17 protein-coding genes are annotated in these 15933 nt (G+C 56.6%); 5 read left to right on the top strand and 12 right to left on the bottom strand.

Translation table 11 applies throughout. The features are described from left to right. Positions 1–5: 5 nt before the first annotated feature. The 5 genes from KE531_13830 to KE531_13850 are packed head-to-tail and all read right to left on the bottom strand — an operon-like array spanning position 6 to position 5741. Positions 6–1652, bottom strand: coding sequence for a C40 family peptidase (locus KE531_13830; GenBank protein MBR9954669.1), 1647 nt, complete (start codon positions 1650–1652; stop codon positions 6–8). Next, a complete protein-coding gene (locus KE531_13835; GenBank protein MBR9954670.1) occupies positions 1633–4002 on the bottom strand; it encodes a conjugal transfer protein TraE in 2370 nt (789 codons plus the stop codon). Before KE531_13835 ends, KE531_13830 begins: the two co-directional genes overlap by 20 nt. Beyond that, a complete protein-coding gene (locus tag KE531_13840; protein ID MBR9954671.1) occupies positions 3959–4351 on the bottom strand; it encodes a PrgI family protein in 393 nt (130 codons plus the stop codon). The genes KE531_13835 and KE531_13840 overlap by 44 nt, the downstream gene beginning before the upstream one ends. Continuing rightward, complete coding sequence (locus KE531_13845; GenBank protein ID MBR9954672.1) at positions 4339–4914, bottom strand: DNA methyltransferase; 576 nt, start codon at positions 4912–4914, stop codon at positions 4339–4341. Before KE531_13845 ends, KE531_13840 begins: the two co-directional genes overlap by 13 nt. A gap of 17 nt (positions 4915–4931) precedes the next feature. Then, positions 4932–5741, bottom strand: coding sequence for a site-specific DNA-methyltransferase (locus tag KE531_13850; GenBank protein ID MBR9954673.1), 810 nt, complete (start codon positions 5739–5741; stop codon positions 4932–4934). A gap of 67 nt (positions 5742–5808) precedes the next feature. Here KE531_13850 and KE531_13855 point away from each other — a divergent pair, with 67 nt between their 5' ends. After that, positions 5809–6708 (top strand): hypothetical protein, encoded by a 900-nt coding sequence (locus KE531_13855; GenBank protein ID MBR9954674.1) that lies wholly within the window; start codon positions 5809–5811, stop codon positions 6706–6708. On the opposite strand, the gene KE531_13860 is transcribed toward KE531_13855, so the two are convergent. From KE531_13860 to KE531_13890, 7 genes are all read right to left on the bottom strand, one after another. Continuing rightward, a complete protein-coding gene (locus KE531_13860) occupies positions 6705–7571 on the bottom strand; it encodes a hypothetical protein (GenBank protein ID MBR9954675.1) in 867 nt (288 codons plus the stop codon). The genes KE531_13855 and KE531_13860 overlap by 4 nt on opposite strands. 9 nt (positions 7572–7580) lie before the next feature. Continuing rightward, on the bottom strand, positions 7581–7793 hold the full coding sequence (locus KE531_13865; GenBank protein MBR9954676.1) for a Maff2 family protein: 213 nt from the start codon (positions 7791–7793) through the stop codon (positions 7581–7583). A 91-nt stretch (positions 7794–7884) separates the two neighbouring features. Then, a complete protein-coding gene (locus KE531_13870) occupies positions 7885–9720 on the bottom strand; it encodes a type IV secretory system conjugative DNA transfer family protein (GenBank protein MBR9954677.1) in 1836 nt (611 codons plus the stop codon). After that, positions 9707–10105, bottom strand: coding sequence for a PcfB family protein (locus tag KE531_13875; protein ID MBR9954678.1), 399 nt, complete (start codon positions 10103–10105; stop codon positions 9707–9709). The genes KE531_13870 and KE531_13875 overlap by 14 nt, the downstream gene beginning before the upstream one ends. A 135-nt stretch (positions 10106–10240) precedes the next feature. Continuing rightward, positions 10241–10954, bottom strand: a complete 714-nt coding sequence (locus tag KE531_13880; GenBank protein ID MBR9954679.1) for an antirestriction protein ArdA — start codon at positions 10952–10954, stop codon at positions 10241–10243. 1 nt (position 10955) lies between these two features. Further along, complete coding sequence (locus tag KE531_13885; GenBank protein ID MBR9954680.1) at positions 10956–11303, bottom strand: hypothetical protein; 348 nt, start codon at positions 11301–11303, stop codon at positions 10956–10958. A 305-nt stretch (positions 11304–11608) separates the two neighbouring features. Beyond that, positions 11609–12928, bottom strand: coding sequence for a ParB/RepB/Spo0J family partition protein (locus tag KE531_13890; GenBank protein ID MBR9954681.1), 1320 nt, complete (start codon positions 12926–12928; stop codon positions 11609–11611). 266 nt (positions 12929–13194) lie between these two features. Between KE531_13890 and KE531_13895 the strand changes: the two genes are divergently transcribed. From KE531_13895 to KE531_13910, 4 genes are all read left to right on the top strand, one after another. Continuing rightward, on the top strand, positions 13195–13446 hold the full coding sequence (locus tag KE531_13895) for a hypothetical protein (protein ID MBR9954682.1): 252 nt from the start codon (positions 13195–13197) through the stop codon (positions 13444–13446). Between the two features lie 160 nt (positions 13447–13606). Continuing rightward, positions 13607–14086: a MarR family transcriptional regulator gene (locus KE531_13900; protein ID MBR9954683.1), complete on the top strand. Its 480-nt coding sequence runs from the start codon at positions 13607–13609 to the stop codon at positions 14084–14086. Beyond that, complete coding sequence (locus KE531_13905) at positions 14073–15341, top strand: MFS transporter (protein ID MBR9954684.1); 1269 nt, start codon at positions 14073–14075, stop codon at positions 15339–15341. Before KE531_13900 ends, KE531_13905 begins: the two co-directional genes overlap by 14 nt. Further along, positions 15338–15901: a TetR/AcrR family transcriptional regulator C-terminal domain-containing protein gene (locus KE531_13910; protein ID MBR9954685.1), complete on the top strand. Its 564-nt coding sequence runs from the start codon at positions 15338–15340 to the stop codon at positions 15899–15901. Before KE531_13905 ends, KE531_13910 begins: the two co-directional genes overlap by 4 nt. The last annotated feature ends 32 nt before the right edge of the window (positions 15902–15933 follow it).

A 15933-nucleotide genomic window follows, 5' to 3' on the forward strand; every position in this document is an offset into this window, starting at 1 on the left:
TCATGTCATGGTAAACGCCCGTAGGCGTAAAGGTGGGATTGCCAGTAGTTGCTGTTCAGGTTGGAATATTGGACGGGATCTCCACAGTGGAGCATCCAGCCATCCCCCACATACAGCCCACAATGGCTGACCCCCGGCGTATCGTAAGTGCCCACAAAGAATACCAGATCGCCGGGCCGGGGTGAGCTGGTGGGGGTGCAGTAGTTGTAAAGGCCCTGCGCTCCCAGCCGCCCCACGTCCCAGCCGCATTGATTGAGCACCCAGGAAAGGTAGCCGGAGCAGTCAAAGGAGGTGGACGGACTGGAACCGCCCCACACATAGGGGTAGCCGATGTATTTCTCCGCCTCGGCCAGCAGGGCCGCAAAGGCTTCATCTTCCAGATACGCCTCCGGCACCTCATGGCCGGCGGGCCGGTTGGTGATGTACTTGCCGATATAGCCGGACGCGGGGAAAAGGTCGGGCCTGTTCCCCAGGGTAGCCATAAAGAGGGCGTACCGGGAGAGCTGATCCCCGCCCATGATGTAGACGGGCAAATGGGACAGGTTCTCATCTTTCAGGGTGACATAGCAGATATAGTAATTGTAGGGCACCTGCACCGTGTAGGAGTTGCCCTCGCTGTCGGTGCGGTGCTCCGTGCGATACCGCACCTCCACCACCACATCCTCGGTGAGAATGTACTGGCGGTCAAAGAGCATTTGCAGGGTGCCCTGCACCTCGTCCACCGTCCACGCCCCCTCATGGATCGCGCAGAGGGTGGAGATCAGCACATAGGGGTCATGCCCGATGTCCGCAAGGTCAAAGTGGTACTCGTCATAGTCGTGGGTGCTTTCATAGCTGTCCAGGTAGTCCTGAAGCTCCGCCTCCAGGGCGCAGTAGTCGGCCTCAGCCCCCAGCATATCCGCGTCCTCACATGGATAGGTGCTGGCCGCCACGCCGCCCACAGTCCCGTTGCCCACCGTCACCAGGGAGGACATACAGGACTGCATCACCACCAGGAGCAGGACACTGGCGGTCAGGAACAAGACCCCCACGGGATGCCGCCGGACAAAGCCGGACACAGCCCTGCCGCCGCTGGCCGCCGTTTTCCCGGCGGACTTGGCACTCTGCTTGGCGGCCTCCCGCGCCTGTTTCTGGTACTGCCGTTTCAGCTTGTGCTTGTGCCATTGGCGGGAGAGGGCGTTTTTCATGGCCTCCGGGTGCTCCTGGGCCAGCTTGCGGCTCTGATAGTCGGCCTGGGCCTTGATGTAGCGGGACTCGGCGCGGGCGGCGGCCCTGGCCGGATGGGTGCGGACGCGCTTCTTGACAAAGCGGACAGTCTTTCCGCCCACCACCTCACCCGCCAGCTCGGAGCGGTGAGCGCCCTCGGTGCCTACGTTTTCCTGCTCCACCTCGTAGAGCTTGCCATGCACAAAGCCGTGAACACCCTGGCCAGCGACCCGGCCCACGCGCTTGACGGGGCCGGGGCGCTTGGGCGGCTCCTGGTTCGCCAGCTTGCCGCGGGCTGCCTCCAGCTTGTCCCACCGCTTTTCCATGCGGAGCTTGGAGCGGTTCACCCGCTCCTGGTTGCTCTCCTGCCGGAATTTTGACTTTTCAGACCTCTGGCCAGTGTGGCCAGAAGCGTCCCCGGCTGGGTCATTCGTCTTTCCGCTCATGGGCATTGTCCTCCGGTTTGGTGGTCAGCAGGGTATATAGCTCGGTATCCTTAGGGAAGCGATCCACAAAGGGGATGGCGGTATCGCCGTAAAACAGCAGGCCCTCGCCGGAACCGGAATGGGTGACGTAGGAGAGCTGATGGGGGCTGATTCCCAGGTGGCTGGCCAGCACCTCCCGATCCCCGGCGGCCTGAGACAGCAGATAGAGAAAATCACAGTTGCCGAAAATGGACTCGATCTCACTGCTCTCCAAAAGGCTTTTCACATTTTGCGTGATCCCGCTGGGGATCGCCCCCCACTTGCGGAAGCGGCGGAATATCTCCACGCTGTATGCCGCCGTCTGCGGATCGGACAACAGCACATGAAATTCATCCTGGTACACCCAGGTCGCCCGATGCCTGTCCCGGTTGGCCGTCACCCGGCCCCACACCTGATCCGTGAGGATGAGAAGCCCGATCTTTTTCAGCATCTTCCCCAGGGCCTTGATGTCGTAGCACAGCAGACGGCTGTTTACCTCCACATTGGTGCGGTGGTTAAAGAGGTTGAGCGATCCCGTGCAGTACAGTTCCAGGGCGGAGGCCACACGCTGGGCCTCCGGCTCCGGCTGGCGCAAAAGCTCCTCATACAAGTCCTGGAGAATGGGCATCCGCTCCGGGGCCGGGTCTGCCAGATAGGGGCGGTAGACGTTCCGCACCGCCCGGTCAATGACGGTTTTCTCCACCGGGGCCAGCCCGCCCCGGCCTCCCACGATCAGCTCACACAGGGACAAAATAAAGTCGCTTTTCAGGGAAAGAGGATCTTCGTCGTCGGCGTAGTCCGGGTTGATGTCCATCGGATTGATGTAGGTGCCGGAGGTGGCCGAGGGGGTGAGCTTCACCACCTGTCCCCCCAGGCGGTTGACAAGGGGGTAATATTCCCCCTCCGGGTCTGCTATGACAATATCATCCTCCGGCCACGTCAGAAATACGTTGACGATCTCACGCTTGGCGGCAAAGCTCTTGCCGCTTCCGGGGGTGCCCAGGAACAGGCCGTTGGGATTTTTCAGCCGCTTGCGGTCTGCCATGATGATGTTCCCGGAAAGGGCGTTCATGCCGTAGTAGAGGGCTTGACCGTCCATCCGAAGCTCCTTTGTCATAAAGGGAATGAAAATGGCCGTGGAGCTGGTGGTCATCCCCCGCTGTATCTCGATGCCGTTGTACCCCAGGGGGAGGGAGGACATATAGCCCTGCTCCTGTTGCCAGTCCAGCCGCCGCAGGGCGCAGTTGTGCTTTTGGGCGATGCCGGAAACGGTGAACACCTCGTTTTCCAGCTTCTCCCGCGTGGGGGCCATGTTCACCACCAGGAACGTGAGCAGGAACATCCGCTCGTTGCGGGACTGGAGATCGGCCAGGAGGGCCGCCGCGTCCTTGGAGTAGGTGACAAGATCGGGCGGCAGAATATCCGGGTCATAGCCGCTCCGGGTGGCCTTGCGCTGTTCCTCCACCTTCATTTTGTCAATGTCGCTGATCTTGCCCTTGACCGTCTTGATGGCCTTGGTCTGGTCTACGGTCTGGACGTGGAGGGTGACGATCATTTCCGCATCCAGCTCCAGCAGTTCCAAAAGGAGCTTGTCGGACAGCTCGGACGCCATGATCTGCAAGTAGAAGGCCGCACCCCAGTATTGGCCCACCCGGAACGTGCGGGAGGGGCGGAAGTCGAAGCTGTCCGGGACGATGAAATCCTTTGTCCCCATGCCCGTCCGGGGAATATCCGCCCAGGAGAAGCGGAACGCCTCCCGGCCTCCGGGGTGGAGCTGGCCGTGGATGGCCTCCAGCCGCTCCCAGCCGTTGAGCGTGTGGGACTGTACCCCCAGCTTCTTGAAGTTGCCCATGATGTCCGCCTCCACGCGCTCCAGCCGGGGCCGGGCCTCGGCCAGCGTGGCGCAGGGTACGCCAAAGGTGATGTACTTGGAGCGGACGATCCCGTTATTGCTCCGGGCGATCTGCCGTTTGAGCATATCCACATACTCCGCCCGGATGCTGTCAAAGGCATCGTGGGCCATAGGGATATTGACCTTGTAGCGGCTCCCGCCACGGGAGCGGTGATTGACGAACGAGAGCTGGAACGGCAGGGCGCTGTCAAAATAATTCAGGAACGAGCACCAGCCGTTGAAGATGGCCGTCTGATCCTCGGTGCTTGCCACCGAGTAATTGATGTCCTCATAGGCGATGGTCTTGGTGTAGTAGCCGTCCCGTACCCGGCAAACGCCGTCTTTGAGCATTTCCACATAGGGGACGGTCTGCTGGGCGGAGAGGGCCGCCCGCCCTTTACCCCTTGCGGGGCCGGATCTTGGTTTTTGCTTTCCCTGCAATCGGTTCCTCCTTTTCCAAACCGCCCTGCCCGGTAAAGGGGGCGTACATATTCTCGGTGCGGTAGGGCCTCACGCCGGGGCGCAGAAAACGCGCCCGGACGATGTTCCGCAACACTTTTTCAAACGGCAGGCCGTCCCGCTCATACATCGCCATGAAAAAGGCGGGGAGCATGATGACCAGCATCAGGAACATGGCCCCGGTGTTGCCGATGGCAGACCGGGCCAGCAGAAAGGCGGGGATGCCCACCGCCGCCGCGCCGCCAAAGCACACAAGCTGGCGGCCCGTCAGATTGAACGCAACTTTGGTTTTGATCTTGGACAGATCGTTGGGGATGCTCACATAGGCCATGCCCCACCCTCCTTTCCGGCCTTGACCGCTTCTGGCCACGATGGCCATAAGTCCGGGGTGGACTCCACCTCGTTGCCCCACACATCCCAGCTGGGAGGGGTCTGGCGGGCGAACAGCTCCACGCGGGGCACGTCGCCCATAAGGGCCGCGATCTTGTCCCGCGCCTCGTCCGGCTTGCGGCTGTGCTCCTGGATGGGGGAGATAATGAACTGATGGACGTTGGCCGCCCGTCGTTTCGGATGTCCCCTGGTCGCCAGCAGACACACCTCCGCATTTCCCCGCGTCCAGAAGCCCAGGCCATAAAACCAGCTATCCGCCTTTTTGTTCTTTTTCAGCCAGACGAAAGCCACGGATTTATAGGTGAAGCCCCAGGCCCGGATCAGCCGCAGGGCCTCCGGGAGCTGGGGGAAGGTGGCCCACAAAAAAAGCGCACAGTCCGGGGCCGCCAGATCGGCCACGGGCAGGGCGCACAATTCCTCGATCCCCATTGTGGGGTAATGGTGTTCCGCCGCCCCCTGCAAACCCTTTTGGGAATACCGCCAGGGCGGGTCGGCGTAGATCACAGAATACTTCCCGATGGTTACACCCCTTTCCCGCCCTGGCAGACAGCCTCCCGCGCCCGTTCCAGGCGCTCGGTGGCCGGGCCGTAAAAGGCCGGGGCGTTTTCAAAGCAGATGAAGCGGCGGCCCGTGTTCAGGGCGGCCACCGCTGTCGTGCCGCTCCCCGCGCAGATGTCCGCCACCACCTGTCCCTCGTTGGTATAGGTGCGGATCAGATACTCGCACAAGTCCACCGGCTTCTGCGTGGGGTGGATGGTGCGCTGTACGCCCGGAAACGTCAGCACGTTCCCAGGAAACCGAAGTCCATCCTCCGAGCCACTGCCGGAACGGACGAATTTCCCGTAGTTGGGACTTTCTCCGCTCTGCGCCATGACTTTCTTGTAAGGCTTGCCCTGCTCAAACTGCGGATTGTAGAGCGGGAGCTTGCGGTAAAACACCAGGATGTTCTCCGTCTTTTTCAACGGGGCGCGGCGGGCGTTGAGAAATCCGGTACAGCGGCTTTTGCACCATACCCATTCATAGCGGAGCATGGGGAGGTTAGAGGCCCCCAGCACCTTGTCATAGGGACACTGCGCGAACAGGAGCACCGCGCCATCCGGCTTCACCGCCCACCGCACCGCCTCCCACAGCTCCGGGAGGGGCAGGGGCACATCCCAATAGTTCCGCGTGGTGCCATAGGGCGGATCGGTCAAGAGCATATCCACCGAATGACGGGGCAGAGAGCGAAGCCCCTCGATCCCGTCCATGAGAAACAGACCGTCCGGGGCCAGGGGCCGCCCGTCCGGGGCGAAGTTCTGGTCACACTGGCCAGAAGTAGGATTCTCTGTCATAGATCACTTTCCTTTTAATGTACTTTTGCAGCTTTTGATGATAAAATTAAAGTAAGAGGTGATTTTGATGGAGTACGAAATTGATATGGATTTATGTATGGATTACAGTGAATTAGTAAAAAGCTGGATGAAATGTCGAGGTATCCAGTCTGATAAGGATAGCGAGGATTTATGGTATGATTTTTTCAATTTACAGAAAAAATCTGTCAGGCCCCAAAAGCGTACAGTTCTTTACTCAAAAGAATTTACTTGTCCACCAGAAGTAAACATGGGGTTAAAACTACTCGTGCAAAAGTTTGAAAATGGCGAGGATGTTTCCCCGCATTTGAGCAAAGGCGCAACATCACCGGCCGAATTTGATGGATTACTTTATGATTGGGGAATTTACCATTTCCATCTTGGGGAAACGATTGATAATCAGACAGGACGTATTAAGCGTACTGGCCCAGTTCTATTTGCTAAAATTGACGATGAGAATGTCTATTGCATCAATATATATTGCCACGGGAAAAATGTTCAGCAACCTTGGACTAAACAGGATTTACTGAAAATCATACATAATAATTGGCCACAAACAATAGCAAAGTGGAAATTACCAGATGGAATAAAACTATATCCAGAAAGTATTACACCTCCAACAGATGCTCAGTATGCATCTTTACGAAAAAGCGGAATTAGTACGGCTATCTTCGTTGACAAAGGTATTGCTTACCTTTCCCCTGGTGGTGGCTATATGTCGACTGGCCATAGCCAAGAAATTGTGCGTTACTGCCAAAGAGTTCACAATACGCTAAGACGCTATGAGCTATATATCAGAGATAATGTCACCTCGCTTGTAATAAAGATTGAAAAAGGTGCCGGGAAACCTGTTGGTCGCAAATTGAATTTTAAGCTGATTGGAACAGACAATGGGCTTTATATTGAGGAACAACAGTCAAAAATCATCTTATTCAAAGTTGAATTTTAGTGAGCGCCGAAGATGCGCTGGGCGATGCCGCCCGTTTTGAACAGCATGAAGCAGAGTAAAACTGTGTAGCCAATAGTTCCCCAAACGGCCCCGATAGGGTCGCCGCTTGTGGCGATCCCTCGGATCAGCACCGCATAGATGGCCACGCATACCAGAATGAGCATCCCCTGGAACGCCACAGCAAACAGGGATTTCAGGTAGTTCTGCCCTGTCCCGCCCAGCTCCCGGTTGGAGAGGGTTGCCACAGGAAGGGGCGCTAAACTGGTGAGCAGGTATATTTCAATCATGCGGCCATACACCAGAACAAAAATAATGATGTTCAGGGCCAGCATGGTAACTTTGATCAGAATGGACTGCATGAACAGCCCCAGCAGAGCACCCAGGCCCATCCCCTCCAGGGTGGCCTCCAGCTCGGCCAGCATATCCGGGGTGACATCGGTGGAGTCTTGGATCAGCCCCGCTGCCTGGGTGATGGCGGACTGCGACACATCAAACACCGCCATAACGATGTTGAATGTGTTGGAGAGAATCAGGATGGCACAAGCGGTTTTGAATACCCACTTGTAGATATTCGCCACATCAAACTCGTGCATATTGTTCTTTTCCAGGATCATCTGGATCAGCTCATAGGTCGCCACAAAGGTGAGCACCAGCCCCGCGATGGGCAGGATCACCGTTTCGGAAAGTGTGCGGATCAGGGAGAACACCCCGGCGTTCCATGCCGCCGGGGGTGTCCCCACCTGTACCGCGATCTCCCCGACCTGGGCATTGACGTTATCAAACAGGCCGCTCAGGTTCCCCATGATCCCGTCAACTAACAGCTCTTTGAGCCATTCCGTGATCCAGTCGGTGAGAATACCCATGCGCCGCCCTTAAAACAGGGTGGACAGCAGGGGGATCAGCGTCGTGCCCAGCAGGATGATGCCGCCGCCCGCCATGAGCTGTTTGATCCCCTGGCTTTTTGCCGCCGCGTTGTCCGAACCGTAGCCCTCCAGCAGATTGACAACGCCCCACACGCCCAGGCCAGCGCCCAGGGCCACCACCAGGATCTGCAACGTATCAATAGCAGAAGTGAAAAACGCCATATAGCCTCCATTTCTCCGGGTGTTCCCCGGCCATGAAAAAAGCCGCCATTTCTGGCGGCAGGTTACATCCTCTGGTCACGATGGCCAGAAGTTATACAAAGGTGTCCGGGTCGTCAAGATCATCATAGTTGAGGATGTCCTCGTCCTCTTCCATGTGCTCGTCCGGCACGTCCACCTCGTACACGGTGTATTCCTCGTTGGGATTGATTTTGTCCATGCGGCGGCAGATCAGGCGGCCCAGGTCAAAGGTGTGCCGCTTGTCCGCCTCGGATGTGTATTTGTAGTTGGGGTGCTTTTTCAAATCGTACTTGGGGGAGTAGAACGGGGGCAGGCCCCGGAGCTGTAAGATGCATTTGTCCCCCGGCATGGTGGCAAGCTCGGCGGGGGTCATCAGCTCCCGGCCCAGCCGCTGGGTGTTTTGGCTGAAACTCTCAGACTGCCCACGGGAGCGGCTTTCCGTCTGCATGGAGATGGTGGCCTTGCCCAGCCAGTTTTCCGAGATTTCCTTGATGGTGCTTGCCTCCCGGCCTCCCAGGAAGATCACGCTGTCCATGTTGCCCAAGATCGTTTCCGCGTGCTTGTCATAGATGGCCTTGCATTGGGCCATCTGCTGGTACAGGAGCACCAGGGAAACCTCGCGGGAGCGGATCACAGCCACCAGCTTTTGCAGGTCTGGCACCTGCCCCGTGTTGGCCGCCTCGTCCCACAGCACCCGCACATGATGGGGCAGACGGCCCCCGTGAATATTGTCTGCCCGTTCACACAGGAGATTGAACATCTGCGAAAAGGCCAGCGCCACCAGGAAATTGTAAGTGCTGTCCGTGTCGCTGATCACGAAAAACGTGGCTGTCCGCCGATCCCCCATGCGGTCAAGCTCCATTTCGTCATAGCTCATGATCTCCCGGAGCTGGGGGATGTCAAAGGGAGCCAGCCGCGCACCGCAGGAAATCAGGATCGAGCGGGCGGTTTTGCCGCTGGCTAATTTGTATTTACGGTATTGCTTCACCGCAAAACAGTCCGGCTTGCGCTTCTCCAGTCCGGCGAACATATAATCCACCGCGTTCATAAAATCATCGTCATCCTCTCTGACCTCCATGCCGCTGATCAGGTCAACCAGGGTATTCATATTCCTGTCCTCGGCGGGGGCCTCGAAGATGATATAGGCGATCAGGGCGCAGTATAAGAGCGTTTCCGATTTCGTCCAGAATGGATCGCCCTCCTTGCCCTCGCCTTTGGTGTTGGAGATCAGGGCATTGACGAATTTCAGGATGTCCGCCTCGTTGCGGATATAGGCCAGCGGGTTATAGTGCATACTCTTGGAAAAGTCGATGCTGTTGAAAACCTTGATCCTGTACCCCTTTTTCTTTTGGAGAAACCAGCCCACCTGGGATAATACGCCGCCCTTGGGGTCTACCACCACATAGGAAGAATGGGCCTGGAGAAGCTGGGGCGTGAGCCAAAACCGCGTTTTGCCGGAGCCGGACGAGCCGATCACACAGCAATTCAGGTTCCGGGCGTTGGCCGGGTTCTTGGGCCGGGTGTTCATGGTGAGAAATTCCGTCCCGGTGAGAATGACGTTGTTCTCAAACCTGGGATCGATAAAGGGCTTGATGTCCTTTTCCGTTCCAAACCGGGCCGATCCATATTCTTCATCGTGGCGGTATTTCTTTGCCTTTTTGCTTTTGCAGTAGATCAGCAGGCGGAAGCCCGCCGCGCCCACAATGCCAATGAGCCAGTCAAAGGGATGAAGTCCCGGCGCAAGGTCGGCAAAGGCCGGGCCGATGGTCTGCCCCAGACCCATGAGCTTGTGGGCGAAGTCCGCGCCCGCCGCCAGACGGTAGGCTGTGCCCACTTTCAGACACGCCCACAGAATGAACAGGTAAGGCACGTTGGGAAGAATGTACTTGCGGACGTTATCTGTCCTCAGCCGTTACCTCCTTTTCCCGTTCCCGGTGGCGCTGGGGCTGTTGCCGCACCAGCGCCTGGGCATGTTTGAGCTGTTCCCGGACAGGGACGCACCGCTCTTTGGAGCGGTTCAGCGTACGCCGGGAGTATTCCGCAAAACAGCCTGTGATGGCGTCCGCCTGTTTTGCCTTGAACAGCAACAGATATTTTCCTTTTTCCACAGGGCAGATGGCGTAGTCAACGCCCCACTTCCGGGCCACCCGGTCAAACTGCCGGGGATCGCCGGGGAGTTCCATGCCGCTGGTGTCCCCGCCGTGGCGCAGGAGCTTTCTCGCGCTCTGCTTTCCCTGGGGCGCTTGCCCAGCCCGCTGGGCCTTGCGGATTTTCCGGGCCGCCGCACCCAGCACATAGGCGAGGCCCCGCGCCGTCAGCTTTCCGGCCCGGACGGTGATGGCGATGGTGCTGCGGGACACTTCTTCATCGATCAGGCAAACCGCCTCCTTTCAGGCCGCACCTCTGGCCACGCTGGCCAGAAGCGGCTGTTATCGCTCCTCATGCCCCCTTTGGGGGTGGCGGCGCTCCGCCGCAAGGGATGAGCGGTCTATGATTTCCTGATAGGCGGCCATCTGCTCCCGGATCGTCAGCTTGGGAAAGGAAAAGACCTTGTGCTCGTCCGGGATGTCCTCGTGCCCGTGGTAATGCTCCACAAACTGACTGCGGTTGTTCTGGACATAGCCTCCGGGCGCGAAATGGCCGTTGTCGTTAAGCCGGATGTCCCGCCCGTATGCCTCATAGTCAAAATAGTCCAGCAGGTGCTCCGGCACATCAATGGCCTCCATCTCTTCCACATAGATGCGGCCCAGGGCTTCATCGTCCCTTACACCGGGATAAAACTCAAAGCAGTCCAGGTTTTGCGCCAGATTGATCAGTTCGGCCACGCTGGACGTGTACTCGCCGCTGTCAATGACCGCTTCAAACTTTTCCCGCTCCCCCTGATCCAGCTCGGAGAGCAGACAGGCCAGATGGTTCAACTCGTCCAGATTTTCATACTCGCCCAAATAGTCATACAGCCCCAGCACATCCCCGTCGAAGCTGGTAATGAAGATTTCCCCATACCGCACCCCGTCCACGCCGATCCGCTTCAAGAGGGCTTGCACCTCCTCGGCGGTGGTAGGGAATTTCAGCCTTTCACCCACCATCTCCCCCTCGTTGTATTTGCCCAGGTTCGTGACGTAGGCTTCAAACAGGGAGGGCATATCAGCGCCGCCTCCGGCCCTGGCCCTTGACCGTCAGGATGCCCTCCAGAGTGGTGGCCGTGATCCCCAGACGCTGGGCCACGGCGATGTCGTTTTTCATTTCCTCCGTGACGGGACTCCCGCATACCACCAGCACACGGGAGCGGCGGAGCAGGTCGCGCCCCATGTCGGTGCCGTCCTTGTGCTCCTGGGGCACCGCGTCATTCAGGATCAAGGGGAGATAGAGCGTGGGGCAGATGGGGGAAAAGCCCGCCTCATAGACAGCACGGCAATACTTGGCCGCCTGTTCCGTGATCTCGCTTTCGTCACCGCGCCATGCGGCGGTAATATACGCAAGGGGTCGTTTCATAGTCAAAACCTCCAATTCTAATCAAATCTCCGGGTGTCAGGTCAACCCTATCCCCCCCGCCCTTTCCCTCTCCAGGGAAAGGGGGCGGTTCTGGAGGATATACCCCCGCCGCGCCGCGAGGAATGGCACAGCCGGGGCGGGCCGTCAAGGGCAGGCCGCCGCAAGCGGCGGGGCGTTCCGCCCCCTTGACCGCCAGCTCCCGCCCGCGCCCGAAAACAGGCGGCGACGGGGGATATAAACCGCCATGGCCTTTCAAATCAGGGGACGCGGGGCAGAAAAACGCCTCTGGCCACACTGGCCAGAGGTCACGCCTTTTCCATATCCACCTTTTTGGCCCCCTTGCCCAGCTCCGGGGGCTGTTTCTCCTTCCACTCGTCCAGCAGGGCCACGATCTGCTCCTTCATCTGCCGGGGCGTGGCCTCCGGGCCAAAATACTTCTCCAGCTCAGCGCCAGTAATAATCACGTTGCGATCCTCCTTCTTCTTTTCCTCACCCATGATGCTGTCGATCACATCGGGGTTCAATTCCTTTTTCTTATCCAGCTCCCGCATCCGCTTCGCCTGACCCTGGGAGGGAGAACCCAGGCCGTCAATCGAAACGGCGATATACTTCTGGAGCTTGGGCCGGATGCGGGAAATCTCCACTGCGGGGGTGAATGACAGCTTGCCATCGTCCATCGCCTGTTTCAATTCCGGCACCAGATCATTCAGCCAGAGATACCGCTGAGTCGTTTTCACGCTCATGCCGTTGCGCTGGCCCACGCTTTCCAGGGACAGCTTGCCCGCCTCTTCATCGTTGCCACGCGCCCCCTGGTGCTTGATGGCCTCATACTGCTGTTTCAGGGCCGCCGCCTTTTCACTGGGCAGGAGCTTTTCACGGTGGCGGAGATTGTCATCCGTCATCGCCAGGATCGCCTCGTCATCCGTCATGTTGCGGACGATACACGGCATATTCCGATAGCCAGCCAGCTCACTGGCCCGCTGGCGGCGGTGCCCCGCGATGATCTCATAGCCCCCACCCTCACGGGGACGCACCAGGGCGGGCTGGTTCACACCGCCGGAGCGGACGGACTCCACCAGCCCCCGCATCTCCGCATCGTCACGCACCCCAAACGGGTGATCCTTGAACGGGTGGAGTTCAGAGAGGTCAAGATATACGATCTCCTCTTTCTCGGCGCGGGTGGCATCGCGGGGCTGGGGCGGTTCAAGCGGCGGAGCTTCTTCCTTGGCCGGGACAGGCTTCTCCGGGGTCTTTTTCACGCGGCCCGCCTTGGCAGGACTGGAGGGCGCACCCCTGCCGGGGGCGGCCCGTTTGTCTTTGCCGGGGACCTTGTCCGCCTTGCCGGACAGCTCCGCCTTGTCCTCGGTTTTGGCCTTGGGAGCGCAGCCACGCTTGGGCTTTTGCTTCTTCGCCTCCAGTTCAGCAATCGGAATTTCCCATTCCTGGCGGGCATCACTTTTTTCAGACCCAGCAGCCCGCACGTCGGACAGGTCGATCACCTTGCCACCGGCAGGGTCGGGGGTGTCCTTGCCTACATCCGGGATCTCCGGCTGTTCCGGCGCGGGAGGGCCGCCCGGCGGCGCGGGTTCTTCCACGGTGCCAGGAATTTTCGTTTCGTCTGCCATTGTAAACCTCCTCTTTACAGTTTCTATATAAGAACGCCGCCCATAGTCTCAATAGGGCGGCGTTGCAATCAAAATTTTCAGTTTTTAGGATAAAAGCCTCTTGCCAACGGCCTGCAAACCGTTGGGTTAACAGTGATAAGGAAGTAAATTACTTATCAACTGTTAGCTGACGGTTTTTGGGTGCATACGAACTCCCCGTCTGATTCCTAACAGGAATTAGGCGGGGGTTTTTCTTGTTAACAGCGCCTATATTGGAGGATAGCATTATGAAACCATTACTTTCCTGTGAATTTAACATGGACACTGGCTACATTGAACTAAGATATTCTGACGGTCGCATGATTTGCATTAACTGCACCGCTGTAGAGAACGAAGTTGCGAATAGCCGTTTCCAGCGTTCTGAACTGGACTGGCTTATCTACAACGATCCGCTGTCCTATGCGGAATTGATTTTGAATGGTGACCCAGAAGAATACTTGCGAACTGTGACAGTGTTTCCGCCACCAGATTTCATCTAATCAAGCTACGATTGCCTCCCATCTGCCTATTTCGTTTGAGTCAATATTTGTTGTGCACAGTTATGAGATCTTCTTGGTATGTTCTTGACAATTGCAAATAGATGTACTATCATCTGATTGGTTGACGATACATCTATTTTTGCAGAGGTGATGGAACACTTTGGATGCAACACATCGGAAAATCACAAAAATTGCAAGAGAAATCGGAAAGTTTACTGCCCGTACTTTAAAGATAGACGGGGTTGGAACAGCAGAATTTGATTTGATTCACCTGATCCGAAAAAATCCAGGCATCACGCAGTCGGGAATATGTCGCATTCTCGGTGCAGATAAGGGCGCTGTTGCAAAACAAATAGCCAATCTGGAGGCCAAGGGCTACCTGAACCGCGAGGAAAATCCAACGGATAAACGCAGCCAGTTGATTTTTCCCACCGAGAAGGCCAACAATCTGAAAAATTCCAAAGCGCAGATTGAAACAGCGTTTTACGCCTGGCTGACCGAGACCCTCAGCAAAGAGGAACTAACGGAATTTTCTCGTTTGCTGGATGTCCTCTATCAGCGATGCAAGGCGGAGAGTAAAGCCAATTTTTCGAATATAACAAAGCGAATAGAGGCGTGTGATGGGTATGAAATCGGGTAAAGCGAAAAAACATATGTCGCAGGCAATGACATTCATTGTCCTTTTTGGCATTGTCAGCCTTTTCTCGGACATGACCCATGAAGGCGCTTCCAGTATCCGGGGTGCCTATCTCTCTCTTCTGGGGGCATCTGCCGGGGTCATCGGCTTCGCCTCTGGGCTGGGAGAACTGGTGGGTTATTCCATGCGGTATGTTTTTGGACGATTGACAGACCGGACGAAACTATATTGGCCCATGACCATTGCGGGCTATGTGCTGGATATCATTGCTGTTCCGGCTTTGGCTTTGGTGGGCGAACACGGCTGGGTGGCTGCCTGCGCCCTGCTCATTGTGCAGCGAATGGGAAAAGCAATCAAAAAACCTGCAAAGGACACACTTATGTCTTTCGCTTCCTCTCAAGAGGGGACGGGAAAAAGTTTTGGATTGCAGGAACTGCTGGATCAGATCGGTGCATTTCTTGGCCCGGTGCTGCTGTATCTGGTCATGCTGCTGCGTCAACAGGGCAACACCTTTGATGCATACGCCCTGTGCTTTGCTGTGTTGGCTATCCCCGGCGCAATCACCCTTATTTTACTGCTTGTGACCAAACATAAATTTCCAAACCCGGAGCAGTTTGAGCCAGAGCCCAAGGAGTACATCCCCTTTCGTATGAAGCGAGAATTTCTACTCTATATTGCTGGGATCAGTCTGTTTGCATTTGGCTTTATTGATTATTCTCTGGTGCTGATGCACATTTCCAGCACATTCACTAGCCTTTCTGCTGGGTTGGCAGAAACAGGTTCGCTGGTAACGGAAGGCACTTTGCCCCTGCTATATGCCGGTGCTATGCTGGTGGATGCAGTTGCTGCCTTGGTGTTCGGCTATCTTTATGATAAAAAGGGGGTTAAAGTGCTGGTGTTGTCTACGGTCTTTTCTGCTCCGTTTCCGATTCTTATCTTTGCGGGAAAAAGCATCCCAGTGGTGCTGGCAGGCATTGCACTCTGGGGTGTGGGCATGGGAGCGCAGGAGTCCATCCTGAAGGCCGCTGTTACCACGATGGTGCCGAAAAACAGCCGTGCCACAGGCTACGGTATCTTTGAATGTTCCTTTGGCGTTTTCTGGTTTTTAGGCAGCTGGCTGCTGGGAACACTGTATGACGTGAGCATCCCAGCCATGATTGCTGTTTCGGTGGTTGCTCAGTTGGCCGCCATTCCGCTCTATTTGGCATCGGCGAAAGATAGACGGAGAAAATCCGAGGATGGAGGTGATGCAATATGACAAATATGAAAGACACCATCAGAAATGCTCTGGTCTCTAAACTGCAATCATCCTCCCTGGACAGCATTACAGTCACAGATATCGCAACGGACTGCGGTATCTCACGGCAGGCATTCTACTATTATTTCAACGACATTTACGATGTTGTGGAGTCTATCTTCCTGGAGCAGACAGAACGGGCGTTGAATGAATACTCTGATATTGACAGCTGGCAGATCGGCTATATCCGCATGATGCGGTGGACTCTTGCCAACAAATCTCTTGTGATGAATACCTATCGTTCCATCCAAAGGGAATATATCGAGTTTTTCATGTACCGTGTCCTATATCAATACATTATACAAGTCGTTCAGAAGGAGGCTCGGCCATATCAAGTAACGACCAAGCAGTGTGAATTTATCGCAGATTTCTACACCCTGGCCATCAACGCCGTTTCGCTGGAATGGATTCGAAACGGCATGAAGGAGCCGCCGGAGGAAATCGCAGAGAATGTAAACTTTTTGATTGAAGGAGACTTTCAGAAAGCACTGATTCGGTTTGACCGGCAGAATAGGCAGTAATTTTTACACAGGGGGCGGACTGTCAAACAAGC

The sequence above is a fragment of the Eubacteriaceae bacterium Marseille-Q4139 genome, from assembly GCA_018223415.1.
GTDB lineage: Bacteria > Bacillota > Clostridia > Lachnospirales > Lachnospiraceae > CABSIM01.

Excerpts from the sequence above, each read along its gene's own strand:
- KE531_13830 (MBR9954669.1), bottom strand. The coding sequence starts at position 1,652 with ATGAGCGGAAAGACGAATGACCCAGCCGGGGACGCTTCTGGCCACACT.
- KE531_13840 (MBR9954671.1), bottom strand. The coding sequence starts at position 4,351 with ATGGCCTATGTGAGCATCCCCAACGATCTGTCCAAGATCAAAACCAAA.
- KE531_13850 (MBR9954673.1), bottom strand. The coding sequence starts at position 5,741 with ATGACAGAGAATCCTACTTCTGGCCAGTGTGACCAGAACTTCGCCCCG.
- KE531_13855 (MBR9954674.1), top strand. The coding sequence starts at position 5,809 with ATGGAGTACGAAATTGATATGGATTTATGTATGGATTACAGTGAATTA.
- KE531_13860 (MBR9954675.1), bottom strand. The coding sequence starts at position 7,571 with ATGGGTATTCTCACCGACTGGATCACGGAATGGCTCAAAGAGCTGTTA.
- KE531_13865 (MBR9954676.1), bottom strand. The coding sequence starts at position 7,793 with ATGGCGTTTTTCACTTCTGCTATTGATACGTTGCAGATCCTGGTGGTG.
- KE531_13880 (MBR9954679.1), bottom strand. The coding sequence starts at position 10,954 with ATGCCCTCCCTGTTTGAAGCCTACGTCACGAACCTGGGCAAATACAAC.
- KE531_13885 (MBR9954680.1), bottom strand. The coding sequence starts at position 11,303 with ATGAAACGACCCCTTGCGTATATTACCGCCGCATGGCGCGGTGACGAA.
- KE531_13890 (MBR9954681.1), bottom strand. The coding sequence starts at position 12,928 with ATGGCAGACGAAACGAAAATTCCTGGCACCGTGGAAGAACCCGCGCCG.
- KE531_13895 (MBR9954682.1), top strand. The coding sequence starts at position 13,195 with ATGAAACCATTACTTTCCTGTGAATTTAACATGGACACTGGCTACATT.
- KE531_13905 (MBR9954684.1), top strand. The coding sequence starts at position 14,073 with ATGAAATCGGGTAAAGCGAAAAAACATATGTCGCAGGCAATGACATTC.
- KE531_13910 (MBR9954685.1), top strand. The coding sequence starts at position 15,338 with ATGACAAATATGAAAGACACCATCAGAAATGCTCTGGTCTCTAAACTG.